General features: G+C 27.3%; 20 protein-coding genes. All 20 read right to left on the bottom strand.

Going from position 1 to position 25,022, the window contains the following annotated elements; translation table 11 throughout:
- Window positions 1–19 precede the first annotated feature (19 nt).
- A complete protein-coding gene (locus AEBR_RS03090; protein WP_129087013.1) occupies window positions 20–2,512 on the bottom strand; it encodes a PAS domain-containing sensor histidine kinase in 2,493 nt (830 codons plus the stop codon).
- Window positions 2,509–4,647: a PAS domain-containing protein gene (locus tag AEBR_RS03085; protein WP_129087012.1), complete on the bottom strand. Its 2,139-nt coding sequence runs from the start codon at window positions 4,645–4,647 to the stop codon at window positions 2,509–2,511. Before AEBR_RS03085 ends, AEBR_RS03090 begins: the two co-directional genes overlap by 4 nt.
- Before the next feature lie 5 nt (window positions 4,648–4,652).
- Window positions 4,653–5,030 (bottom strand): response regulator, encoded by a 378-nt coding sequence (locus AEBR_RS03080; RefSeq protein ID WP_129087011.1) that lies wholly within the window; start codon window positions 5,028–5,030, stop codon window positions 4,653–4,655.
- Between the two features lie 9 nt (window positions 5,031–5,039).
- Complete coding sequence (locus AEBR_RS03075; RefSeq protein ID WP_129087010.1) at window positions 5,040–6,443, bottom strand: methyl-accepting chemotaxis protein; 1,404 nt, start codon at window positions 6,441–6,443, stop codon at window positions 5,040–5,042.
- Between the two features lie 88 nt (window positions 6,444–6,531).
- Window positions 6,532–7,704 carry a BaiN/RdsA family NAD(P)/FAD-dependent oxidoreductase gene (locus tag AEBR_RS03070; RefSeq protein ID WP_129087009.1) on the bottom strand — a complete coding sequence of 391 codons (1,173 nt, stop codon included), beginning with the start codon at window positions 7,702–7,704 and terminating at the stop codon, window positions 6,532–6,534.
- On the bottom strand, window positions 7,683–8,924 hold the full coding sequence (locus AEBR_RS03065) for an ArsS family sensor histidine kinase (protein WP_129087008.1): 1,242 nt from the start codon (window positions 8,922–8,924) through the stop codon (window positions 7,683–7,685). Before AEBR_RS03065 ends, AEBR_RS03070 begins: the two co-directional genes overlap by 22 nt.
- Entirely contained in the window at window positions 8,917–9,600 is a 684-nt protein-coding gene (locus AEBR_RS03060; protein ID WP_128980177.1) for a response regulator transcription factor, read from the bottom strand. The genes AEBR_RS03065 and AEBR_RS03060 overlap by 8 nt, the downstream gene beginning before the upstream one ends.
- Before the next feature lie 10 nt (window positions 9,601–9,610).
- Window positions 9,611–10,078, bottom strand: a complete 468-nt coding sequence (locus AEBR_RS03055; RefSeq protein ID WP_129087007.1) for a Spy/CpxP family protein refolding chaperone — start codon at window positions 10,076–10,078, stop codon at window positions 9,611–9,613.
- Window positions 10,079–10,187: 109 nt separating this feature from the next.
- Window positions 10,188–13,175, bottom strand: a complete 2,988-nt coding sequence (gene mfd / locus AEBR_RS03050) for a transcription-repair coupling factor (protein WP_129087006.1) — start codon at window positions 13,173–13,175, stop codon at window positions 10,188–10,190.
- Entirely contained in the window at window positions 13,175–13,489 is a 315-nt protein-coding gene (locus AEBR_RS03045) for a hypothetical protein (protein WP_129087005.1), read from the bottom strand. The genes mfd and AEBR_RS03045 overlap by 1 nt, the downstream gene beginning before the upstream one ends.
- Before the next feature lies 1 nt (window position 13,490).
- Complete coding sequence (locus AEBR_RS03040) at window positions 13,491–14,198, bottom strand: DUF445 domain-containing protein (protein ID WP_128980169.1); 708 nt, start codon at window positions 14,196–14,198, stop codon at window positions 13,491–13,493.
- Between the two features lie 62 nt (window positions 14,199–14,260).
- Entirely contained in the window at window positions 14,261–15,490 is a 1,230-nt protein-coding gene (locus tag AEBR_RS03035) for a glycerophosphodiester phosphodiesterase family protein (RefSeq protein ID WP_129087004.1), read from the bottom strand.
- Between the two features lie 74 nt (window positions 15,491–15,564).
- Entirely contained in the window at window positions 15,565–15,993 is a 429-nt protein-coding gene (locus AEBR_RS03030) for a hypothetical protein (RefSeq protein ID WP_129087003.1), read from the bottom strand.
- A gap of 9 nt (window positions 15,994–16,002) precedes the next feature.
- A complete protein-coding gene (locus tag AEBR_RS03025) occupies window positions 16,003–18,057 on the bottom strand; it encodes a TonB-dependent receptor plug domain-containing protein (protein ID WP_228712171.1) in 2,055 nt (684 codons plus the stop codon).
- 177 nt (window positions 18,058–18,234) lie between these two features.
- Window positions 18,235–19,965: a UDP-N-acetylglucosamine 4,6-dehydratase (configuration-retaining) gene (pglF, locus tag AEBR_RS03020; protein ID WP_129087002.1), complete on the bottom strand. Its 1,731-nt coding sequence runs from the start codon at window positions 19,963–19,965 to the stop codon at window positions 18,235–18,237.
- On the bottom strand, window positions 19,965–20,927 hold the full coding sequence (locus AEBR_RS03015) for an MraY family glycosyltransferase (RefSeq protein WP_129087001.1): 963 nt from the start codon (window positions 20,925–20,927) through the stop codon (window positions 19,965–19,967). Before AEBR_RS03015 ends, pglF begins: the two co-directional genes overlap by 1 nt.
- Window positions 20,928–21,779 (bottom strand): NAD-dependent epimerase/dehydratase family protein, encoded by an 852-nt coding sequence (locus AEBR_RS03010; RefSeq protein WP_129087000.1) that lies wholly within the window; start codon window positions 21,777–21,779, stop codon window positions 20,928–20,930.
- Window positions 21,780–21,842: 63 nt separating this feature from the next.
- Window positions 21,843–22,589, bottom strand: coding sequence for a glycosyltransferase family 2 protein (locus tag AEBR_RS03005; RefSeq protein ID WP_129086999.1), 747 nt, complete (start codon window positions 22,587–22,589; stop codon window positions 21,843–21,845).
- Window positions 22,579–23,799, bottom strand: a complete 1,221-nt coding sequence (locus tag AEBR_RS03000) for a glycosyltransferase family 4 protein (protein WP_129086998.1) — start codon at window positions 23,797–23,799, stop codon at window positions 22,579–22,581. Before AEBR_RS03000 ends, AEBR_RS03005 begins: the two co-directional genes overlap by 11 nt.
- Window positions 23,799–25,010, bottom strand: coding sequence for a hypothetical protein (locus AEBR_RS02995; protein WP_164969470.1), 1,212 nt, complete (start codon window positions 25,008–25,010; stop codon window positions 23,799–23,801). The genes AEBR_RS03000 and AEBR_RS02995 overlap by 1 nt, the downstream gene beginning before the upstream one ends.
- Between the last annotated feature and the right edge of the window lie 12 nt (window positions 25,011–25,022).

The following is a 25,022-nucleotide window of genomic DNA, read 5'->3' as shown; positions in this document are numbered from 1 at the left end:
ATAAGGTTAGTTTTCTCTTTTAGTTTATCTCTTGTAATCTTATTTCAAATACTGCACCACTGTCACTATTGTATGCTTTGATTACCCCTTTTTGTTCATCAATTATTTTTTTTGCAATATTTAATCCAACACCCATTCCACTATGTTCTTTAGTGCTCATAAAAGGTTCAAAAATATTTGGCAAAATAGTTTCATCTATCCCTTTTGCATTATCACAAAACCTTACAACTACTTCGCCATTTTCTCTAAATATATCAATTCTAAGCTCTCTTTTTTCATAATCTTCAATATTTTTTAGCTCATCCAAAGCATTGTTAATTATAATAATCCAAACTTGCTCAAGTCTTTGTTTTTGAACCTTTGCAAAGATTTCAAAATCATTTTTTCCAATATTCGTTAATTTAAACTCTTGGTTATTTAAATAGACTCTTGTTATTAGTTTTGAGACATTGTATGCCATACTTAAAGAGGTAATAAGAGTTGCAAAAATATTGGTTTTTTCTTTAACCTCTGAAGATTGTTGAGACATCTCTCTCATCGATTCAACAATTATTGAAATTCTATCTATTGCATCAGATATTTTAGTGCAGCTTTCAATCATCTCCTCTTTCAATTTTTCATCTTTCACATCATCAATATCCATTTGCAACATCTCAAAATTTCCCTTTAGATATGTAAGAGGGGTATTTATTTCATGGGTTATTCCTGCGGCAAGAGTACCAATTGAAGTAAGTTTTGCACTTTTTAATTTCTCTTCTTGATGAGCTTTGTCTTTATCTATATTTTTTCTAACTTCCTCTTTAACTCTTTTTTCCAAGTTTTGATTTAATTCTTGAAGTTTTCTTTTATCTTCCAATGAGTTTACAACTAGAACAATATTTGATCTATCTGGAAGCATTTTTAATGAGAGATTCAAATATATCTCTTCCTCATTTTTTGTTAAAAAGATTAGTTCCATATTTGTTACAGAACCAAAATCTTTCAACTCTTCAATTATTCTCTCAAGAAGTTTTTTACTACTTTCATCTACAAGTTTAAAAATATTTACAGAGATAATCTCTTCATCTTTGTAGTTAAAAATATCGCAGAAAGCAGAATTTGATTTTTTGATTTCACCGCTTAAATCAATTAGTGCAATACCACTATATACGCTTTGGAAAATTGCATTTAACTGCTCTATTTGATAAAACAGATCTTCATACAGTTTTTCAACTTTTTTATTATCACTAATATCTTTTCTAATAATTGTGTAAGAGATAACTTTTTTATCACTATAATTTGCTTGAATATAAGACTCAACCCAATACTCTTCACCATTTTTTCTTTTTGCTAAAATCTCACCCTTCCAAAAGCCTTTTTTCTTCACAATATCTAATATTTCATTCTCTATCTGATCATATCTCTCTTGTGAATATAAAATAGAGTAATGATGTCCTATTAACTCCTCTTTTTCATAACCATAGACTTTACAAAAATATGAACTTGCATCTTCAATCATATACTTTTTGTCCATTTTTAAATACATCACATGTTGATCTATAATATGAAGACTCTCACTTAATTCAAGACTTTGTTCTTTTATTGAGCTAAAAAGAACATCTTTTTCACTAATAAGTTTTTTATTCATACTTGAAATAGGTAAAGTTAGCGCTGTTGATAATACAAGTGAAATTAAAAACATTAAAAATGCAATACTAATTAACTCTTCCAAGTTGTCTATTAAAAAGTATTTTAAATAAAGAGTTTCAAACTCTCCAACTAAGAGTAAATCCCTATTACTATTTAGTTTTGAATATTTGAAAATATATTTTTCACTAACAAAAAACTCTTTACTGTTTTTATTTATAGAAGGGAAAAGAGCTTCAATTTTTAAATTTGGATTATAATATTTTGACCAAGTGTAAAGGGAGTTTCTATCATAAATAATTTTATCATCTTCAATTAAATAGGAGATATTTTTAAAAGAGTCAATTATCCCATTAATATTGGTTTTTACTACAATAATCTCTTCATCATTAATCTTTTTAAAAACTTCTAAAAGATGAACTATAGGCAGAGTTATCTCATTTTTATCTTTTAATAATTCAATATTGCTAAAAAGAAGTTCATTTTCTTTTAGTTTTGATAATTTAACAAATTTTTGAGTCAGACTATCTTTATATTTCTCTTTTTTTACATTAACTTCATAGTTTAGTTTGCTATTTATAACTGAAATCTCTAAGATATTTTTGTTACTAAGTAAGATTGCTTCTATTGAGTTTTTTAAACTATCTTTATCAAATCTTTTTAGTGAGTTTAATAGAGTAACAGAGTTAACAATATCTTCTAAATTCTCTTTTGTTTTTAACAATTTTTCATCTAAACTTTTAACCTCAGATAAAAACTTATTTACACTATTTTCTTGAATTTTATTCTCAAATAATCCATAACCAAAATATAGAAAAGAGAAAAATACAATTGTACTAAAAAAGAGAAAAGAGAAAAAAAGTTTTGTAGAGAATTTTAGTTTCATAATACTCTCTTACTCTCTTTTTCTCTTTCATTAATATCTAACTCAATAAAAAAGCTACATCCATCATCTTCATTCTCTGCCCAAATTTTTCCATTTGATTTCTCTATTATAAGTTTTGCAAGATAAAGGGGTAACCCATCAACTTTTGTATAATACTTCGTACTAAAATTATAATCAAAGATTTTTGGGAGAATCTCTTTTTCTACTCCTCCTGCATTATCTTTTATTTTGATTAAAACTTTTTTATTCTCTTCACTTAGCGTTATTTGAATTTTTCCATTACTTATATTTTTAGAATGAAAAGCATCTAAAGAGTTAGTTATTATTCCAAAAATAACTTTTTTTAAGTCATGATAAATTCCATAAATTTCTATCTCTTTTGAGCCCACCAAAGAGAGTTGTACTTCTTTACTAGAGACTGATTCAAATACAGAATTTATTAGCCCATACACATTAAATTTATCATTATCTTCATCTTCAATAAATAATTTTCTAAACTCATTTAAGTTTTTTGATAAAAGTCTAATCTCATCTTTTAATAAAAAAATAAAATCTTTCAAATCTTTTTTTGTATATTTTGCCTTATCAACTCTACTATCAAAATCTAAAAGACTTGCATTTATATTTGAGATTGGTTTTTTCCACTCATTTGAAAAAGTGTCTAAAATTCTACTCATAAGTTTAATTTTTGATTCATCAACTTTTAACTTATCCATCGTTTTAATCTCATTTAGTCTCAAAAAAAGCTCTTTTTTAAGCAAAGAATTAACTTTTTGAAGTTGTTTTTCATCTGTAATATTAACTTTGATTGCCCTATAACCAATCACCTCTGATTCATCATTATTATATATAGGAGTAATATTCCCTCTTTCCCAATAAGAATTTCCATTCTTATCCAGATTTTTCACTTCACCTTCCCAAATATCACCTTTGGAAATCTTATACCACATCTTTTCAAAAAAGTTTTTAGAGATATCTGGGTTTCTTATTATACTTATTGGTCTACCTATTATTTCACTCTTTTTATAACCACTAATTTTGCAAAAAGCTTCAGAGGCATAGGTTATTATCCCTTGTAAATCTGTCTCAGCTATAATCACATATTTATCAATACTTTTTGTTATCTCTTGAAGTTTTCTCTGTATTATTAAACATTTACTCTTTTTAAGATTATAAAAATAGATAAACAGACCAAACATTAGTGCAAAAAGGGCTATTGTGATTGAAATCAAATCATATTTAAAAGCTAAATGTGCATATTCATCTGCTTTTCTATCCACAACAAAATAGCCAAGTTTATTATTACTCTTTGTATCAATTATTGGCAAAAATATTTTTATATATTCCAAATCTTGATTTTCATAAAAAACAGAAAATATTCTATTGCTTGCAAATCCTCTTTTTAAATCATTTCTATTTAAAGATAAATTTAGATTATCAACTCTACTACTATAAAAAGATTTTTCATAAACATAATTTGAATCAAGATTGTATTCCTGATAGTTTTCAAAGGCTTTTTTATTTAGACTATCTAAAATATTTTTACTAAAAATAAGTTGCGTAGAGAGCTCTTGATTTAAACTTAGATTGTGTAAATATTTAGGTAAATCAATTGAACTTTCAAAGATTGCTAGCAGATTATATTTATCATCAAAAACAGGTTTTAGAAAATTTAAATAAATACCATATGAAGCCAAAGTTATTTGACTGTTTTTCTCTTGTAAATAGTTATCAAGGAATTCTCTATGTGTAGGTATTATTTCATATTTGCCAAAACTACTAAAAATGAGATTGTAATCTTTCTTATATAAAGAGATTCCCTTTATATAGTAGTTTTTGAAAAAACTATAACTATCTTTTAAAAGTTTATCAATCTTTGTAAACCTATCTTTGTCTTCACTTTTAAGAAGAGCTATAAGTTCACTGTTTTTATAAATATGATTAAAAAAATATATATCGCTATACTCTTCTACACCATTTAAATAGTCTTTATACTTTTTGGTAGTTTCAAAATAGTATTTTGTTAGTATATGCTCTTTTTTTCTATTTTCAATATCTCTTATACCTATTATTATAAGAAGTATTGAAAAAATAGCTAAGAGAGTATAAACATTTATATATCTCTTAATAGACATAATTATTAATCAACTAATATCTTTTGAACCTTACTCTCTAATGCTTGAAGAGAAGAGAAAGGTTTCATTACATAATTTGTTGCACCCTCTTTGTGCGACTTTAGAACTTTGTCTAAGGTAGAGTATGCCGTCATCATACAAACTTTTTGAGAAGGATTTTTTTCCATTATTTTCTCTAATGCTTCAAGTCCATTCATTTGAGGCATCATAATATCCAATAAAATAAGGTCAAACTTTCCTTTTTCAATTGAATTAACAGCTACTACTGGATTTGAGAATGTTGTAACTTTATATTTTGCACTCTTTTCCAAATATTTTTGAATCATTTTTAATATCTCTAGTTCATCATCAATTACAGCAATTTCATAAATTTTTTCACTCATTATATTTCCTTAATTATCAAAAAGTTTTTCTGCAGCATCTCTCATTATTAGATTGTTTTTCTCATCTAAAATTTTATCCAAATAAACAAATACATTTTCACTTGCACTTTCAACTAAATCTACTTTCTCTTCAATAAGTTTTTTAGAACAAGATACAGAGTGCCCTGAACACTCTTTTGCCAAAGAGTTTGCTTCATTATGTACAACTGAATGGTGTTTTTCTAAATTTTTATAAGATGGAACCATACTAAACTGCTCTTTACCAAGTCCTGTTTCGTACCATTTACCTAATCTACAATTATGATGATCAACAGGATTAAAGTTATGCGCTCCACCAAAAATTAATTGATATAGATTGTTTTTATAAATAACATGGTCTAATTTAGCTAAGTTGATAAAGATTCTATTTGAAATACTCTCCACCTCAAAAACAGCTCTATTTGAATTTTTTTGAAAACCATTCATTAAATCACTTAAAACTAGAACTCTATCTTTTGTCTCATTTACAACCACAGAAACATTTTCAGAGCTTGTTTTGATTTTGTTTGTTTCACTTTGAATTGAGTCAACAACAGTTTTAATTTGAGTTGCTGCTTCAGCTGATCTATTTGCAAGATTTCTAACCTCTTGGGCAACAACTGCAAAACCTTTTCCCGCTTCCCCTGCCGTTGCTGCTTCAACTGCTGCATTTAAAGATAAAATGTTTGTTTGAAAAGCTATCTCTTGAATAATATTAATTACATCAGAGATATCTTTACTCTTTGCAACAAGTGAATTTACAATTTCGTGTTCAAGTTTAATTTCATTATGCAATTTCTCTGTATCATTAACTATACTATTTGTAAGATTAAGTCCATTTGTTGAACCTTCTGCTGTCTCTTTTGATTCTATCATCATAGATTTAAGTTCATCAAGTAAAACTAAATAAGTATTTTGCGTGGTTGTAAGAGAGTTTGTCATATTTTTATTGTGTCTCTCTAACAAACTTCCATCTTTTTTATCATGAATTGAAGTCTGTTTTAAAGATACTATTTTATAGTTATTTACATTTTTTGTGACAATTGAAGCTTCACAATCATTTAAAACAACTGTATCTAACTTCTCTTCGATTGCTTTTAAAACTACAGCTTCGTCAACTTCATGATTTTTTGCATTTTTATTTTTAAAAAGTAAGTGATTGTTTTTATCAAATAAAAGAAGCCCTTCTGATTGTGAGAAACCTACACATCCTTTGTATAATTGCAGTTCATTTTTAAGTAAATCAAACTCATCTTTTGTTACAGCTTTTGCATTCTGCGCTTCAAGGTGTGCAACTTTTTCATCCCTTTTTGATATCTCAAGTTTAAGATTTTCTATCTCTTTTTTAAGCTTTGATATCTCCTCATCTTTTATTTTTGTATTTGAGAAAAACATTTTTAATACCTTTAAAATCATGTATATCTTTAACGGCATTATTATAACTATTTTTTATGGGTTAATCAATTAATTTATTATTAAATAATTATGAATCTTTAACTTCACTGTTTAGGTGTTTTGAACAAAGTATTGCCTCTGAGAAGACTATTTGAAAATTATACCCCCCTAATTCTCCCGTCAGATCAAGGCATTCACCAATAAAAAATAATCTATTTTGTTTTTTACTTTCAAAGGTGCTATTATCAATTTCATCGAGTAAAATTCCTCCACTTGTAACTTCTGCTTTTGTGTATCCAAAGGTTCCAGCTGGACTAAACTGATAATTTTTCAATAATTCAAGTTTATTTTTTTCCTCTTTGCTTAAACTATTCACACTTTTATCTTCTAAAGAGATTGAAGTTAAAAACTCACTTAAGAATCTTTTTGGAAGAGGTAAAGCTGTACTTATTTTTTTATTTCCTTGTAAAAAACTTCCAATCTTTTTATTAGGTAAAAAATCAATTACAATTTTTCCTTTTTGCCAATATAAAGAGCTATTTAATACTGCTGGTCCAGAACAACCTTTGTGGGCAAAAAGTAAACTTCCAAAAAAACTTTTATTATCCACTTTTATCTCAACAGGAGTTGAAATACCACTTAAGTTTTTAAACCAAAACTGCTCTTTTTGAACTGTAAATCCAACAAGTGCTGGTTTTGTATTTGCTAGTGTATGCCCAAACTTTTTTGCAATATCAAAAGCAAAAGAAGAGGCTCCTAAACTCTCATAAGATAAACCACCACTTGCTACAACAACTCTTTTTGCTTTGATTGTATTTTTTGCGGTTATAATTGTAAAATCTCTATCATATTCAATATCTAAAACTTTTGTATCTAAATATTTTTTTACATGGGTTGTTAGTTTTGAGAACATCTCTATTACATCTTTTGATGAGTTACAAAAGTATGTTCCTTTTACAATTTTTGGATTTATTTTAGGATGAACGCCATTTTGATTTAAAAAATTTAAAAGCTCTTTATTTGAAAAGTTTTTTAGAATATTTTCACAGAAACTTTTATCACCTAAATAGTTAGAAGCTTTTACTTTTTCATTTGTTATATTGCATTTTGCTCCACCACTAACTCTTATTTTTTCGCCAATTTTTGAGTTTGAATCAATTATGCAGATATTTTGGTTTTTTAAATTGGATGCAAGCATTAAACCACTTGCTCCTGCACCTATTATTGCGATATCAAATACTATTTTTTTTCCTTTATGCATTTGAAAATATTTTTATTATCTTTATATTCATATTCAAGGTGATAGTTGTTTGCTCTTAAAATATTACTTACAATATAAAGTCCTAAACCAAATGAATTTTTCTGTTTATCTTCATTTGCAAAAAATGGTTCATAATAACTTTCCAAACTATATTCCAAAGGTTTTCCACTATTTTCAAATATTAAATTTTCATCTTCATTACTTATCATCACTTTTTTATCATCTGAATATTTAATTGCATTATCAATTAGATTTTTAACAGCAATTGAAAAGAGTTTGTAATTTATCTCTAGTTTTATATTTTGATATTTTTCAATAACTAAATTATCATCTAACATTAAAATATCTTTTGCATTATCAACAATATCATTTATAAAATAGTTCTTTTTCTCAAGAATTTTTGAAGATGAAATTAACTCTTCTATTGAAGCAAACTCATTAATTAAAGTCTCTAATCTGTTAAATACCTCTTTTAATTTTTCATAGTTCTCTTCATTTCTCTCAAGCTCAGTTAAAAACTTACCTTTTGTAATTGGAGTTTTTAGTTCATGCATTATATTTCTTATAAATACATTTCTTGCCTCTTTAAGATTTTGGAGTTTTTTGGCACTTCTTTTAAACTCTTTTGCAAGCAAAGAGACCTCATCTTTTCTATTTGTATCACAACACTCAAAATCAAAATTTTCATCACCTAAAGTACTTACTTTGTCTTTTAAAATTTTAAGAGGTATAAGTTTTCTAAGAGTTACTAGAAAAGATAAAATAAGTGCAATTAAGACAATTACGAAACCTAATATAATATATATTTTTGGATCTGTTGTTGTTTCCTCTTTATCCTCAATTAAAAATAGAATATTTCTTTTTTTAAGATACAAATATTGTTTATCTTTTAGTTTTAATACTCTAAAAAGTATATTTTTAAACTCCCTTTGGGCAAGAACTTCTGTATCTGGGTTATAAGAGATTTTATTTATTATGTCTCTATTTGTAATCAAATCAAAATTTACTGATTTTAGATCTTCTGTAAATTTTTTATTTTCTATATCTTTTCTAAAATGGTATCGCATAACCATTTGTGCAACGGGTCTATATTTTTCAAAAAGATAGTGTTCAACTCTTTTTTCATTTACTATCATTAAAATAGAAAAACTGATTATCACAAGAATAATTGAAATTATAAAACTTATTGTAATTGTAAAAAATATTGATTGTCTATTCATTTGTAAACTTATACCCCATTCCTCTTATTGTATGTAGATATTTAGGCTCTTTTGGATTATCTTCTATTTTATGTCTTATTCTGTTTATAATTACAGCTAGTGAACCTGAACTATCGTAATCTGAATTTAATAAATCTGAGTTTTCAAAAATATCGTCTCTACTTATTACAAAACCTTCTCTTTTCATCATTAAAGATAAAACCTCATATTCAGCAGCAGTCAATTTAATATATTTACCATTTTTTGTAATCTCTTTTTTATCCATATCTAGGTGGAATAGTTTTACTTTTTCCTCTTTTATATCTTCACTGTTATTATTAAATCTTCTAAGTATTGTTTTTATTCTAACTTCAAGTTCTCTTGGATTGTATGGTTTTGGTAGATAATCATCAGCTCCAAGCTGTAAAGCTGTGACTTTGTCAGTTATATCACTTCTTGCACTAGATATTATAATTGGGATATTAAAGTTTTTAACTATCTCTTTACAAACATCAAGTCCGTCCATTCCAGGAAGTGTTAAATCAAGTATAATTAAATCATACTTCTTTATTCTAAGACTACTAAGAGCCAAAAATGGCTCTTCATAGTTAGTTACTTCAATATTATACTGCTTTAAGTATTGAGTTAAAACTTCTGCTAGTTCTAAATCATCTTCTACCATAGCAATTTTTATCAAATTAATCCTTTTATCTATTCATCATTGGAGAGATTGGAGGCATTCTATTATCTCTTAAATCCATCAAAACTTTTAACTGCTCTTTTTGTTCAGGAGTCAAAATTTTGTAAATTTTACCAACCATTTTTGCTCTTGATTCTAACATATTATCTCTTTGTTGTTTCATTAACTCAAGATATTTATCTTCATCAAAACTATTTTTAGTAAATGCTGTTGATGGTTTTACTCTATTTTTAAACATCTCTTGTCTTAATAAAGCAATCTCATTCATTTGCTCAGGAGTTAAATTTAATTCTCTTAATAAAGAGATAATTCCATGACCCATAAATGGTTTTCCCATTTTCATTTTAGCATTGCACATACCCATAGGTGAAGGCATACCACCATTTTGCATTCCTGGCATTCCATTACCATAAGCAAAAAGTCCAGTTCCTAATAATCCTGTAAGTGCTACAGAGAGTAAAAGTTTATTTTTCATTTTAAATCCTTTTGTCTTTTTTTAGTAATCTTCTTTTAATTACATTGAAATTATGACATCAAGGGTTTAACTCATTTTTAATTCTATTTTAACCATATATTAACAAATACTATTTTCTTAAATATTGTAAAGTAGTTGATATTATGTCATCATCATCTTTTGATGGCGATTTTATGGTCTCTTTTGTATCATCAGCTTTTGTAAAAGTAATATTCATCTCATAAGAACTAATTGTTTTAATTCCTTTTGATAAAGCTAGTATTTTTATAATAATTAACTCTAAAAATTGTTTAGTTGGAGTATCTGGTTTACCAAATCTATCCTCCATCTCCTCTTCTATTATATAAACCTCATCTCTATTTTGACATTTAGAGAGTCTTCTGTATAATTCAAGCCTTACTCTATCTTCATAAATATAATCACTGCTAATATAGGCTGAAATAGCAAGTTTTATATCAACAGTTTTACTCTGCTCTTTTAGCTCTCCACTTAAAGTTGCCAAAGCATCTTCAAGCATTTTTAAATAAAGACCATAACCTATTTGTTTAATATGTCCACTTTGGGCTTCACCTATGATATTTCCCCCACCTCTTATCTCTAAATCTTGGTGAGCAAGAGCCGTTCCACTTCCTAAATATGAGTTTGATTCTAGTGCTACAAGTCTTTTGATTGCATCATTTGTGATTTTCTTTTTATCTTCAACCACATAATAACAAAACCCTTCTTTGTCACTTCTTCCAACTCTTCCTCGAAGCTGATGTAGATCTGCAATACCAAATCTATCAGCTCCATCTATTATAATAGAGTTTGCATTTGGAAGATGAAGTCCTGACTCAACAATAGAGGTTGCCAATAAAATATCAAACTCTTTATTATCAAATCTTTCTATTATCTTTTCAGCCTCTTCTGGTTTTATTTTTGAGTGAATTATCTCTACTTTTATATTTGGCAATAGTTCTAAAATATCAGCTTTTTTTGCCTCTATTGAAGCAATATTATTATGAACATAAAAGAGTTGTCCTCCTCTTCTTTTTTCCCTTAAAACAATCTCTTTGATAAGTTTGTCACTATACTCTTTTACATAAGTTCGCACTCCTAATCTCTCTTTTGGAGGAGTTAAAAGTGAACTCATACCTTTTAGTTTAGATAAAGCAAGATTTAGAGTTCTTGGGATTGGCGTTGCGCTCATAGAGAAAATATGTACATCTTCCCTTAACTCTTTTAGTTTCTCTTTTTGTTTTACACCAAACTTGTGCTCTTCATCTATTATTACAAGGGCAAGATTTTTTGTTTTGATTCCAAGTAAAGAGTGAGTTCCAACAACAAGTTGCAACTCCCCATTTAAAAGAGCATTTTTAATAGAGGTTTTCTCTTTTGCAGATGTTTTACCATCTAGTTTTGCCATTTTTACACCAAAACTTTCAAATCTTTTTCTCATACTTAAAAAGTGTTGTGAAGCCAAAAGTGTAGTTGGACAAACAAAAATAGCTTGATATCCATCTAAAACTGTTGCAAGTATTGCATTCATGGCAACTTCTGTTTTACCAAAACCAACATCACCACTTAAAAGTCTATCCATAACTCTTCCAGAGCTTAAATCTTCATAGATTTCTCTTATACTTCTAGTTTGATCTTTTGTATATTCAAAACCAGAAGTAAGAACAAAGTCGTTTAAGATTTTTTTATCTGTATTAATTTTTATACCATTTACAAGCTCTCTTGCTGCTGCTATTTTTATAATATCATTAGCAATTGCAAAGAGTTTCTCTTTTACTTTCTCTTTTAGTTTTGCAAAACTTCCACGCCCTAGTTTATCAACAACAGCATAAGAGTTTCCATCGGCAACATATCTATCTATGGAATCTATGTTTTCAACAGGCAAAAGAAGTTTGTCATTTCCTGCATAAGTAATTACAACAAAATCCCTTTTTGCTCCCATTACAACAACAGGCTCTATTCCTTGATATTGACCAATACCATGTTTTTCATGGACAACAAAATCACCATTTTGAAGCTCATCAATTACAAGTTTAATTCTCTTTTTTCTTCTCTTTTTTATCTCTTTATTTAAAGAGATAACAACTTCACTATTTCCAACAACATTTATAATAAATGAATCAAAAACATAGTTGATCTCTTTATTTGTTAGATCCAAATCAAAGGCTTTTACTTTGGCTTCAGTGGATGAGATAATAGTTACTTTTTTACCTTCATGGAAAGTTAAAAACTCTTTTATATTTGCTGGTGCAATCTCTTGATACTCTTTAGCTTTGTATATTTGAGGAAGGGTTAAAAACTTATCTTTATTTACTCTTTTCTCTTCAAAAACATAAGCTTCATCTAACTCATCTAAGGCTTCTTGGCTTATAAAAGAGTTTAGTTTTTGAGGAAGATACTCTCCAAGCTCACCTAAATACCAAAATCCCAAAGAGTGAATATCTTTGATAAAAGCATCAGATTCTACTTTTTCTATTTGTTCATTTATCTCTTCAAGTGTTTGTTCATCTAAAGCTAAAAAAGCTGGGGTTATTTTAAAAGAATCTATCTCCTCTTTAGAAGATTTTTGGTCTTCTATATCAAACTTTCTAATACTTTCAACTTCATCATCAAAGAGTGAGATTCTATATCCACTATCACTGCCTAATGGACAAATATCAATAATATCTCCTCTAATAGAGGCTTCTGCTTCAGAGGTTACAATATCTACAAAGTAATATCCCCAGTTGTATAGTTTTGATTTTAACTCTTCAATATTTATTGTATCTGCAAAAGAGATTTCAAAAGAGTCAAAACATTTCTCTTTTGGCAAAGGAAAAGAGATTGTTCTAAGTGGAGAGATTAAAATTTTATCCTCTTTTTTATATGAGTAATACTCATTTAAAACTTTTGTTATCTCTTGAAGTTCAGTTGAAAAAGAGAGTAAATCATCTCCAAAGTTTGCTCTAAAATCACTTAGAACAAAAGGTTTAAAACCTAAAAAAGAGACAATATCTGAAGCCATTTGAGCTTGAAGATCATCATTTACAACAAGAAGTTGACACTTTTTTAAACTATTTTGCTCTTGTAAATTTTTTAAAAATTCATAAATACTATTCACTATTTCTCTTCTTGTGCTAACTCAAACTCTTTTGTTGTTAAATCATAATAATAAGCTGGATAAGGCATCTCATTTAAAAGAAAAATTAGATTTGCTTTTCCTTTAAACTCTTGTTTTTGCAAAGCAACTTTAAAAACTTCCAAAATAAAAGCTTTTGTAGAAAAAAGAGTTGTAGTTGATTTTCCTGTATATGCAAATGACTCTCCTTCAACAACAATAAAACCCTCTTTTTTCAGATGTTTTTCAAATCTTGCTTTATCCTCTAACCCTTCAATTTCCAATAATACCAATAACTCTATTTGTTTTTCTTCCATTTTATCCTACCAATCTACTTAAAAGTCCAATAAGACCACCAAAAACTGCTCCCCAAATAACAAGCCAACCAAGATACTCTTTGATTATATCTTGTACCATCTGTTTTACCATTTTGGGAGTTAATTCATCCAATCTTTTATTTACTATTAGACTTATTTTTTCATTTATATCTTCATTTAAATTTTCTGATTTTAGTGTTTCATTTAAAATCTTTTGAAAAGAGTCACTTTTGCTTATATCAATAATTGATTTTTTCAGTTTTTCTACAAAAGGTTCCCTTAGAGGTTCTAATGCAGCTTCACCACCAAACATCCCAAGCATTCCACCAAAACTTGATTGCATAACTGCCTCTTTTAGGGAATCATAAGCAGGTGTAAAATCTGTTTTATCTAAAATCTTTTCAAAATCCACACTCTTTTTTGCACTATTAATTTCAACTTCAAAAAAGTTTTTTAAGTTCTCTTTAGAGAAAAATTGATTTATAATCAAATTATGAATAGAAGTTTTAAAAGCTTCAAATTTCTTCTCTATAATTCCTGAACCGTATAAAAAAGGCACCTTTTCAAAAAGCATATGAATAGCCAAAGTATTTGTAATGGAACCACTAAAAGCAAAAAGTCCAATATAGTAAATAAGCTCATAGTTATTTGCATAACCAAAGGCTAAAAGAAGGATTGTTACTAAGTTTGTTATAGTTGATTTGTTCATTTTGACAAAACCCCTTTTTGTAATAAAAAGGGATTTTATCATAAATTAAGTAATGAATCTATTTAAAGACCTTTACAGTTTGCATAGTAAGTAATTGTTGCTGGCCAATCTGAAAATATTGCTTTTACTTTTACTTTTACTTTTTGAGCTAATACATCAATTAATTCATACATATCACCATCATTGTTTATGGCTTCTTTTATTGAAGAGTAATACCACCCTCCTCCATTTGCTAGTGGTCCTGAACGCTCCATACTCCAAGTTATAATTCCAATACCATATTTTTGAGCTTCAAGGGCATACTTTGACGGAACAATTTTTTTATTTTCATCAAGAGTAACTAAGATTTGAAGAGGTGGAGCAATATATTTAATACCCATTTTAGAAAACTCTTTCATACTTGAAATCTGTTTTTGCATTCCATCTTTCTCTTCATAAACATCATCATCTAAATATACGGCTTGTTTTGCAAACTCTGGTTCATTTTTAATCCAATATTTTATATCTTCTATATCAAAAGATTGTGCAAAAACATCACTTGCTTTAACACCCGCTTGTTTATACTCATTAATCATCTGTTGAGCATAAACTTGTTGGGTATAGTTTCCATCAAATGGCATTTTTACACTTGGAGTTTTAAGTTCAGGAGTCATCTTAACTCCTAATTTTTTAAAAAGTTCTATACTCTCTTTGTGAGTCATTAAAGTTCCATTTTGAGTATAAAGGTCAGTTCTCCAAGATGGTGTTGAGTTCATATACTCTTCAACTGTTTTTGCACTTTTATCTTCTGAATCCATTTTTCCTTTTAAAGATTTAAACTGTTTTAAAGTAATATCAGAGGTACAACATAAAGCACTTGCCTCTTTGATAAGCTTTCCATCTTTATCAAAAACTGCTGGAGTAAACTCTTTTGTACACTGTTTAGCTAAAGGAGTTGACAAAATATTTGTTGTAGTGTGTAGATCACATTGAGAGTGTCTGCATACCAACTCTTTGTCTTTTGTAAAAGCAACATCACACTCTAAAATTCCTGCACCCATTTTAGCTGCAGCCATATAAGACTCTTTTGTATGTTCGGGAAACTGTAGTGGAGCACCTCTGTGTCCAATAGAAAAAAGTGTTCTAGATGGAGTTTTATCAACACAAGCTTGTAACTCTTTTTTTAGAATTCCCTCATCCATATCCTCTACTAAATAGTAGGGTCTAACACCTAGTTGAATATTCTCTTGTGCAAAAGCAGAAGAGAAAAAAGCCAAAACTAAACCAAAGAAAATTTTTGCGTATTTTCCCATTTTTCATCCTTCATTTTTATAATAAGGATGATTATAATGATGAAGAGTTACAAGATAATAACAATTCTACAGTATTATTTTGAAAGCTTTGTTATCATGCTCCACTGCTCTTGTGTAAATATCTTTTTAAAAGCATTTAGAGCCTCAATTTTTATATTTATGGCTTCCCTTTTTAATTGTGCAATTTTATCTAAGTCCTCTTTTAATTCATCAGGAGTTGCTCCTTTTAAAACTTTTCTTTGAACTCTTTTTTCAATAGGAAAAGCCTCTCTAATCAAAGCTTGAAACTTTGGAGGAAATATTTGTTTTACCTCTTTTGAAACACGTTGCATCTGTATATCAGTTACATTTAACTCTTTTAGATTATCTTTTAACACTTTACCAATATGAGGTAAAATTATTAACTCATTAATTTTAAATTTATCTGTTTTACTCTTTTGTTCTTGAGCATTTAATGTTAGCGCAAAAAGCATTACCAATATTATTGTCTTTATCTTCTTCATTTTCTCTCCTTAAAATTTATATTTTATCCCTGCATAAAAGTTTGATTGTGGGATTAAGCCTAAATAGTCATCCATTTGCTTGTCAAAGATATTATCAACTCCAACAAAAAAGTCTGTATCTTTCATAATATTTGTCACATTTAGTTTCAAATTTGTAATTGTATATCCACCAAGTTTAACCTCATCACTACTATACTGTTCTCCAACATATTTTGTTATTGTTTTTAATTCTACACTTTTTGTTAGTTTGTACTTTAAGGTTAGACCTGCAATTGATTTAGGAATTTCTACTAACTCTTTGTTTTCTATTTCATTTTTTGCATCAACATAAGCAAAACTCATATCAATATAAAAATCTTCTAAAGGGGAGAATGAAAGAGCAGATTCAACTCCTCTTATTTTAGTATCACTTATATTCTCAAAACTAGTATAGTTACTATATGTAACTTCTGAAATTCTATCATCTACATCCGTTTGATATGCATTAATTTCAAAGTCTGCAATATCAAAATCTGCTAATAATCCAACTTCAAAGCTCTTACTCTTTTCAGATTTAAGCTTATATTGTGAAGTTTTACCATGCGAAGAATCAATAACTTCAGCTCCAAGCTTCTTCTTTCCTGTAGGTGTTGTTTGATCAACATAGAGTTCTCTATCATCAGGACTTCTAAAACCTTCTGAGTAGTTTGCTTTTAAAAATAGATTATTAGTTAATCTATATACTCCCCCAAAACTAAAAGAGACTTCATCCTCATCAATTGATGTTTTATCATATCTTGCACCATAAATAAGTTTTAAATTTTTTAAAATATCATACTCATGTTGAGCAAAAAATGAAGTATATGTTCTATTATTTACATTAAATGCTGTTGAAGTAGTATCATTTATTCTATGTTCTGCACCTAAAATATATCTATTATTTTCACTTATAGTATGTGTAAATTGAAGGTTGTTATTTAAATATTTAATTACCGACTCATTCACACTAAAAGCAGATGCTTCATATGATGAGTAACCTAGTTGTGAATATAAAGGAGTATATGATTTTCTATCTTTTTTATATCTTGAATATGCTATATTATAATTTAAATGCATATTGTCATTAATAAAGTAGTCTAATCCTGAGGCAATATCTAATCTTTTGTTTTTGTTATATTGATGTGCAGGAACATACTTTGTCATAATATTTCCAGAACCTCCTGCATAAGCAGTAGCATAACTATCACTTATATACTCCCCATCTTTTTCCTCTTCTAAATATGAAAAATCAAAATATAAAGATATTGCATCATTTAAATTATGAGAAATTTTTGTTCCAATATTTTTAACTTCTAGGTTATATAAATAGTCATTATTAACACTATAAGAATCTGATAATGCTGAAGCTAATGTGCCATAATTACCTGTGGCAGGAAGAGTAGAATTTGAAGGTGATTTTTCCACCCCTGAATGCATAATTTTTATATTTGCAACTTTATCTTTACTATAGCTATCCCTATTTATATAGTTAGTAAAAAGTGTAAATGAAGTATCTTTAAACTTTTTTGAGACAATAAAATCAGCACTTCTTTTGTATTCTCCACCAATAACTTGTATAGACCCACGAAGTTTGTCTTTTGTTGCTTTTTTAGTGATAATATTAATTACTCCACCCATAGCATCACTACCATAAAGTAGACTTGAAGTACCTTTTAGTATCTCAACTCTTTCAATCATATCCGCTGCAATTCTCTCTAATTCAAAAATTTTTGAAAATTCACCATTTACTCTTCTTCCATCAATTAGTATTAATGTATCTGCATGCTCCATTCCCCTAATACGATATGTACTACCTGAAGGATTAATATATACACCTGCAACACTACTTAATATTTCAGATAGATTTGAAGCTCCACTATTTTCAATTTGCTCTACAGATATAATTTGTACAGCAGTAGTAAGCTCTTTTGCACTATTTTCAGTCTTCGTTGCAGTTATTACTACATCATTAAAAGATTGTAGACCTTCTGAGTACAAATACATTGATGAAACTACACTTGAAAGAAATAATCTATTAATATTCATCTTTATCCTTTATTATGATAATTATTATCAATATAATAATTAATAAAGAATTAGATTACTCTTAAATATTACATAAATTTATAAAATAATTATAAGTACTGATTATATATGTAGAAAAATAGATATAAAAAAGAAGCTTCATTTAGAAGCCCCTTTTTAATTGTCTATATTGTTTAATTAATTTGTTTGATGATTAAATTCAGGAACTATCTCTTTTAATTTAGAGATTTTATCTTTACATATAAGAAGTTCTTGAATATCTGCATTTAGTTTAGTAATGTCATATGCTGTAGAGCTTGCAACCATTATTGATTCATAGTCAGTTTTTTTATCACTATCATTAATAAGAAGTTCTTCATAGAGTTTTTCTCCTGGTCTTAAACCACAAAATTCAATATTTATCCCCTCTTTACCACTTAACTCTATCATTTTTTTAGCTAAATCTACAATTTTTACAGGCTCTCCCATATCCAAAATAAAAAGCTCACCACCCTTTCCAATAGAGGCTGCTTGAAGTACTAACTCACAAGCTTCTGGGATAAGCATAAAGTATCTTGTAATATCAGGATGAGTTACAGTAATTGGTCCACCTTTTTCAATTTGTGTTTTAAACTTAGGGATTACACTTCCGCTACTTCCTAAAACATTTCCAAATCGAACTGAGACTATTTCTGTATTTTTGTTGTTCACATTTTGAGCATAAAGCTCACAAACTCTTTTTGTAGTACCCATCACATTTGTTGGACGAACTGCTTTGTCTGTTGAGATTAGAACAAACTTTTGAATCGAATATTTAATGGCTAAATCAATAGCATTTTTAGTTCCAATAATATTGTTTGAAATTCCTTCTAAAATATTGCTTTCAACCAAAGGAACATGTTTATATGCAGCTGCATGAATAACTATCTGAGGTTTATATTTTTCAAAAGTAGTCTCTAGAAGTTCAAAATTTCTAACTGTTTGCATAACTGGAACTACAATATCACTTTTGAGCTCATCTGTAATCGAGTAAAGATTAAATTCACTATGGTCAACTAAAATAAGCTGTTTAGCTCCATATTTTTTGCACTGTCTGCTTATCTCACTACCTATACTTCCACCAGCTCCAGTTATAAGAACTACCTTATCTTTTATAAAAGTTTCTATTTTTTTCTTATCTAAATCTTTTGGATGCCTTGCCAGCAAATCTTCAACTGAGATGTTTTTAAGCTGTTCACTAAAAGCTTTATTTGATAAGATATCTGAAAGAGAAGGAAGAATTCTAATCTCTTTAAAGTATGGACTTAATTTCTCATAGATTTCTTTAATTCTATCTTTTGAGGTACTAGGCATAGCTATTACGAGCATATCATATCTTTGATTAGCAAGCTTCTCTTTTAATACTTTTGGCGAAATTATAGGAATAGAGTCAATAGTTCTTTTTTGTAAAATCCTATCATCATCTACAAAGTATTTAACTTTATATTTACTGTTTTTAAACTCTTCTTCAAGTTTAATACCAGCCTTACCAGCTCCATAAATAACTGCCTTTTTTGTTTTTTCAACTCTACTTCTATTTACTAAATAGTAATATGAATACATTGAAAAGTTTATACCAAAAAGATAAAAAGCAAGTTCCGAAGCCATAAAAGCAAATCTATATTCTCCATAATAAAAAGGCATATAGATACAAAAAGCTATTATATAAACAGTACTTTTCATTAAAAAAGTTTTTTGACTAGCTTTACTCCAAGACAGAGAGTAATCTCTAAAAATAAGAAAAGAGCAAAGAGCTCGTATTAAGACTACACCAAATACAACATCTAAAGAGAAGTGAAGATGAAAAATAAAAAATGTCCACCAAAAAGTTATAATAGAAAGTGAAATAATAACTACAAAATTTAAAATACGTTTATCAATAAAATACATTATGAAAAAGCCTTTTTACTATTTATGAATTGCATTATACTAAATAATAATATTAAAGATAATAAAAAAGCTACGTAAATATTAGGAATAAAGTAAACAAATCCCAAAATAATAAGGTTTATAATAATTGAATAATTTGTAACTTTAAAATGACTCCAGTTTGCTTGAGTAAGTCTTTGATAAGCATGTTTTTTATGTGCTTGGGAAAGTTTTTCTTTGTTTAATTTTCTTCTTATAAGAGTATAAGTTGCATCAAACCAAAAAAGAGAAAAAAGAGTGATCCAAATCCAAAAATTTAAAGAATCTTGATTTGTGTAATAGATTGTAAATATTGCAATATTAAAACCTAAAAGTGTACTTCCCACATCTCCCATAAAAATTTTAGCTTTATTATAATTCCAAAATAAAAAACCTAGAACTGCAACGACTAATATACCAAAATGATAACCACCAAAAATTAGTAAACCAGCAAGACCTAAAAATACTGCTTCACTTCCGGAATAACCATTAATGCCATCTAAAAAGTTATATAGATTTATAAACCAAATAATCATAAAAAATGCAAAAATATTTGTAACAAAATGATTTTCGATTGTAAAAAAGCCTAAATTTAAACTATTAAATCCACCTAATAAGAATAAAGCCAAAGCTGCAACAGAAGCCTGAATAAGAAGTCTAAATTTGGCACTTAATTCATAAATATCATCAAAAAAACTAACAAAAGAGATAATAAATCCTACTAAAAGTGTATTAAAAAGTGTTTCATCAATCTGAGATGTAAACTTTAAATAAACAAGTCCTATAAACCAAGTAATTGCAATTGCAATTCCTCCCCCATGTGGAGTTGGAGTGGTATGTGAACTTCTTTCGTTTACCGATGCAACTAAAGATTTTTTGATAGCATAGTTTTTTATTAGATAAGTTAAAATAAAAGAGAAAATAAAAAGAAGTAAATAAAACAACTATTTTTCTCCTTTTATCATAAACTCTATTCCCTCTTCAATTCTATAAGGATTTTTTAGATTTAATCTCTTTTTCGTAAGAGTATTGTTAACTTCTAAACTGCCATAAAGTCTTTTATGAAAGCTTGGTTTTAATAGTTTTAATAAAAATTCAAAAAATGGTACTTTTATTAGATATATCTTTCTATCAAGATTTTTAGCTATTAATTCAATAAGTCTAGTAGTACTTATTGGCTCATCATCACTAGCCAAAAAAATTCCACTTTTTTGTTGAGTTGCAACTTCATCAATCATATGACATAAATTTTGAATAGATATGAAGCTTCTTTTATTTTCAATTCCACCAAGAGGTATGATAGGAATTTTTTTTACTAGTTTTACTAAACTATCTATATTTCCAGGTGCGTCCTTACCATAAACCATAGGTGCTCTTATAACACTTACTACAAAATTATCCTCATTTAGTTTCAAAAGCTCTTTTTCTGCTTCTAGCTTACTTTTTCCATAAGGTGTTATTGGATTACAAATAGTATTTTCATCTAGTTTTTCTTTTTCTTCACCATAAACAGCAATAGTGCTTATAAATACAAACTGTTTTACACCATTTTCTTTTGCTAGTTTTGCTAATTTTACAGGATAATCTACATTTATCTGATAATATTTTTCATAATTATGCTCTATTTTTTGATGTACAAGAGCAGCACAATGTACTAATACATCAATTTCTGTAAAATCTATATTCTTTAATTCTTGGTTTAATAGTGAAAATTTTGCAATAACATATTTATTTTTAATATAATTTATAAAATTTCTTCCAACATACCCATTACTTCCTGTTATTAATAATTTCATTTAGTTTGAGATCTCCAATTCTTACGTATAAGATGTGCATATATAGTATTTTTTTCAATATAATTAAAATCTTTTTATCAAAGAATAATATATATAATGAATAAAATAATAACTACTTTTAAAAATATTTAAATTCAAATTATTCCTATATATATTCCATGTCCAACTTAATACTTTAATTTTATTAGAAGAAATAGATTTATTTAAAATTCTATACTTAGCTAATGATTCATTTAATCCTTTTGTATAGTTTATATCTTTCATTATCTTAAGCCATAAAGTATAATCTTCATGTCTTACATCATCCATATAATATTTACCAATTTTATTAGTATCATATATACCTGTTAAATTTCCTATTCGATTCGATTTTAACATGTCTTTATAAGTTATAACTTCTTTTATATATCTTGTATTAATATGCTTGTTATTTTCATTAATTGTTTCATAAGCACTATATGTTAAAACTAAATTATTCTTTTTCATAAAATCAATTTGTTTTTCAAGTTTATTATTAAACCAAATATCATCACTATCTAAAAATGCGATATATTTACCTCTTGCTTCTTTAGTTGCAATATTTCTTGCAACGGCAGGACCTTTATTTTTTTTCAGTTTTATTAATCTAATACGATTATCTTTTTTAATATATTTATTTATTATATCATTAGCTTTGTCAGGAGAACAGTCATCTACTATTATCATTTCCCAATTTTTATAAGTTTGAGCTAAAACTGATTCTATAGTTTCAGATATAAACTTAGCTGAATTATAAGATGGTGTAATTATAGAAACTAATTCATTTTGCATTATTTTTATCCTTAATTATATTTTCCCAAGTATTGAAATATTTTTGCATAATTTTATTAACATCAAATTTTTCTATTATGTTTTTTTGACCTTTTTTTGTAATATTTTCTAAAGAATTATGATCAAAATCAATATTATTAAGAAAGTTACACACTTGTTCTTTATTCTCAAAAATAAATCCATTTTCTTTATTTTTTATAAGCTCTTCGATACCTATTGTATAGGTAGTAATACAAATACATTTTCTAAGCATTGCTTCTTTCAGAACATTTGGTAATCTTTCTGCTTTATATCTTGACATTAAAATAAAAAAGTTTGTTTTATTCATATAATTGAATAATTCATTCTGCGATATATGACCTAAAAATATAATATTCTTTTTTAAAGAATATTGTTCAATTCTTTTTTGCAAATTTTCTTTATAAGGTCCAGCACCTGCAATAAAAAGCTTTGAAGAAGAATACTTTTTAACAAAATCTGCAAATACATCAATAACTTCATCAATCCCTTTCTCTTTAATAAGTCTTGATGCTATTAAAAAAGTGATATTTCCACTTTCAAGTTTTTTTTCATTTACATTATCTATTATTTCATCACTTACTACCGTTCCACGATGTAATACTTCTATTTTTTCTTTTTCTACTCCCATAGTTATGAGTGCTTCAACATTATCATAAGAGTGAGTAAATACTTTTTTGGCATAGTGTGACATTTCTACACTTCCTTGGTATTTTGTCTCTAAGTCATGAGCACCCAAAAACATAGTAAAAGGAACATCGGGCATATACTTTTCTAAAAGATATAAAAGCATAGATGGATAATGTCCCCAAAATAGATGCACAATATCAGGTTTATTTTTTTTAAGTAGTCTATAAATAAAAAATATTGAAGGTAACAGAACAATACTTTTTATAATATCTTTTAGATTACAATTTACTTTAATAATCCATTCTATTATTGAAAATAATTTTAAAGGATTAGATATCATAAATATTATTGCCATCACAAAGTTTAAGAAATCTAGATGCTTAATAGTTAAATCATCACAATCTTTATGCCTTTGGTTCATCAATTGATTAAATTGTTTATGCTTTGGTCTAAGACAATAAACATCTATCTTGTTACCTAACTTTAAAAGTGCATTTACATCTAAAGAAGCAAAGGTTTCACTTGGTACTGGAAACTGCATACTTATGTATGAGATTTTCATTATAAGCTACTTTCTTTTAATTTCTTACTTTCCATCACCATACTTGAAATAAATAAAATATAAAATACAAAAGTGATATAAAGATATGATGTACTTTTTGTAAAATGTACAATGAAATATAAGAGTGTAAATCCTAGTAAATATCGTTCTTTATTTTTATTCAAGATTATTAATCGCATTGCCAATACAAGAATAATCCCCACAAAAGAATAATACAAAATAGATGTAATGAAACTTCCTTCAGAATCATCATAGTTAGTATTAAATCCTGAGATGCTAGTTCCAATGAAGTTCTCTGAAATTAACATCTTATGATGTATTCCTATACTTTGTAATCCTGTTGACGAAGTAAATTTATTGAAAATAGATTTTTCAAAAGTCGTATTTTCTATATAATCAACTAGCCAAATAGTTGAAAACACTATAAACACCAAACCAATAACTTTAAATGAAAACTTGCTCTTAAATAATGTATATAAAATAAATATCATCAATAAAATAATATAAGCTGTAAGTGATGAAGTTAAAATAACGGCAAATATAATAAAAAATTGAAATAAAACTTTTCTTTTTATATTTATTAAGTGTATTAAAAATATAACAGGAGAAGCTAAAAATGCAAATTGTTGTGGTTCTTTACACCATGATGATAACTTTAAAGTAGGTAATCCAAAAATGGTAAAAGAATTATTTGAGTCTATATCTAAAAGTGATAAATATAATGGGAAACTATATATTCCTCTTGGATCATTATCTATCCCTCTTACTAAAGATTTATCGACTATCCACGCTGTCAAATCAACACTATTTGATATAATCAAAATAAATGCTACAAAAGAAAATATTGACATTATTATCACTAAATAAATATATGGTTTTAATATTAAATCAAGAATTTTCTCTTTTTCATAAATATATTTCATACTAAATAAGACAACTAAAATTGTCATAGCATTAAGAATGATTTTTGTGTTAAATGTCATTGAAGGAAAATCCATACTTACTACTGCATTAATATTTTCAAAAATGAGTAAAAAAAAGAAACTGAAAAAAAGTAAATTAATTGTAGTAATAGGAAAAGCTATTCGTGTTTTTTTCAATCGTGAGAAAACTAGTAAAATGGCAAGCATTAAAGCTATATTTACTATTGTAGGATGATATGCATCTATAAATCCAAACTTTACTAGATATGGGAAAATAGTAAAATCCACAAATAAAAAATG

The sequence above is a fragment of the Halarcobacter ebronensis genome, assembly GCF_013201825.1.
GTDB classification, from domain to species: Bacteria; Campylobacterota; Campylobacteria; order Campylobacterales; family Arcobacteraceae; genus Halarcobacter; species Halarcobacter ebronensis.
The sequence above is the reverse complement of the archived record's forward strand: the minus strand, read 5'-3'. Positions and strand labels throughout refer to the sequence as shown.

Coding starts and splice junctions, on each gene's coding strand:
- AEBR_RS03055 (WP_129087007.1), bottom strand. CDS start 10,078: ATGAAAAATAAACTTTTACTCTCTGTAGCACTTACAGGATTATTAGGA.
- AEBR_RS03090 (WP_129087013.1), bottom strand. CDS start 2,512: ATGAAACTAAAATTCTCTACAAAACTTTTTTTCTCTTTTCTCTTTTTT.
- pglF (WP_129087002.1), bottom strand. CDS start 19,965: ATGTATTTTATTGATAAACGTATTTTAAATTTTGTAGTTATTATTTCA.
- AEBR_RS03030 (WP_129087003.1), bottom strand. CDS start 15,993: ATGAAGAAGATAAAGACAATAATATTGGTAATGCTTTTTGCGCTAACA.
- AEBR_RS03085 (WP_129087012.1), bottom strand. CDS start 4,647: ATGTCTATTAAGAGATATATAAATGTTTATACTCTCTTAGCTATTTTT.
- AEBR_RS03035 (WP_129087004.1), bottom strand. CDS start 15,490: ATGGGAAAATACGCAAAAATTTTCTTTGGTTTAGTTTTGGCTTTTTTC.
- AEBR_RS03045 (WP_129087005.1), bottom strand. CDS start 13,489: ATGGAAGAAAAACAAATAGAGTTATTGGTATTATTGGAAATTGAAGGG.
- AEBR_RS03040 (WP_128980169.1), bottom strand. CDS start 14,198: ATGAACAAATCAACTATAACAAACTTAGTAACAATCCTTCTTTTAGCC.
- AEBR_RS03000 (WP_129086998.1), bottom strand. CDS start 23,799: ATGAAAATCTCATACATAAGTATGCAGTTTCCAGTACCAAGTGAAACC.
- AEBR_RS03005 (WP_129086999.1), bottom strand. CDS start 22,589: ATGCAAAATGAATTAGTTTCTATAATTACACCATCTTATAATTCAGCT.
- AEBR_RS03070 (WP_129087009.1), bottom strand. CDS start 7,704: ATGCATAAAGGAAAAAAAATAGTATTTGATATCGCAATAATAGGTGCA.
- AEBR_RS03075 (WP_129087010.1), bottom strand. CDS start 6,443: ATGTTTTTCTCAAATACAAAAATAAAAGATGAGGAGATATCAAAGCTT.
- AEBR_RS03025 (WP_228712171.1), bottom strand. CDS start 18,057: ATGAATATTAATAGATTATTTCTTTCAAGTGTAGTTTCATCAATGTAT.
- AEBR_RS03065 (WP_129087008.1), bottom strand. CDS start 8,924: ATGAATAGACAATCAATATTTTTTACAATTACAATAAGTTTTATAATT.
- AEBR_RS03010 (WP_129087000.1), bottom strand. CDS start 21,779: ATGAAATTATTAATAACAGGAAGTAATGGGTATGTTGGAAGAAATTTT.
- AEBR_RS03080 (WP_129087011.1), bottom strand. CDS start 5,030: ATGAGTGAAAAAATTTATGAAATTGCTGTAATTGATGATGAACTAGAG.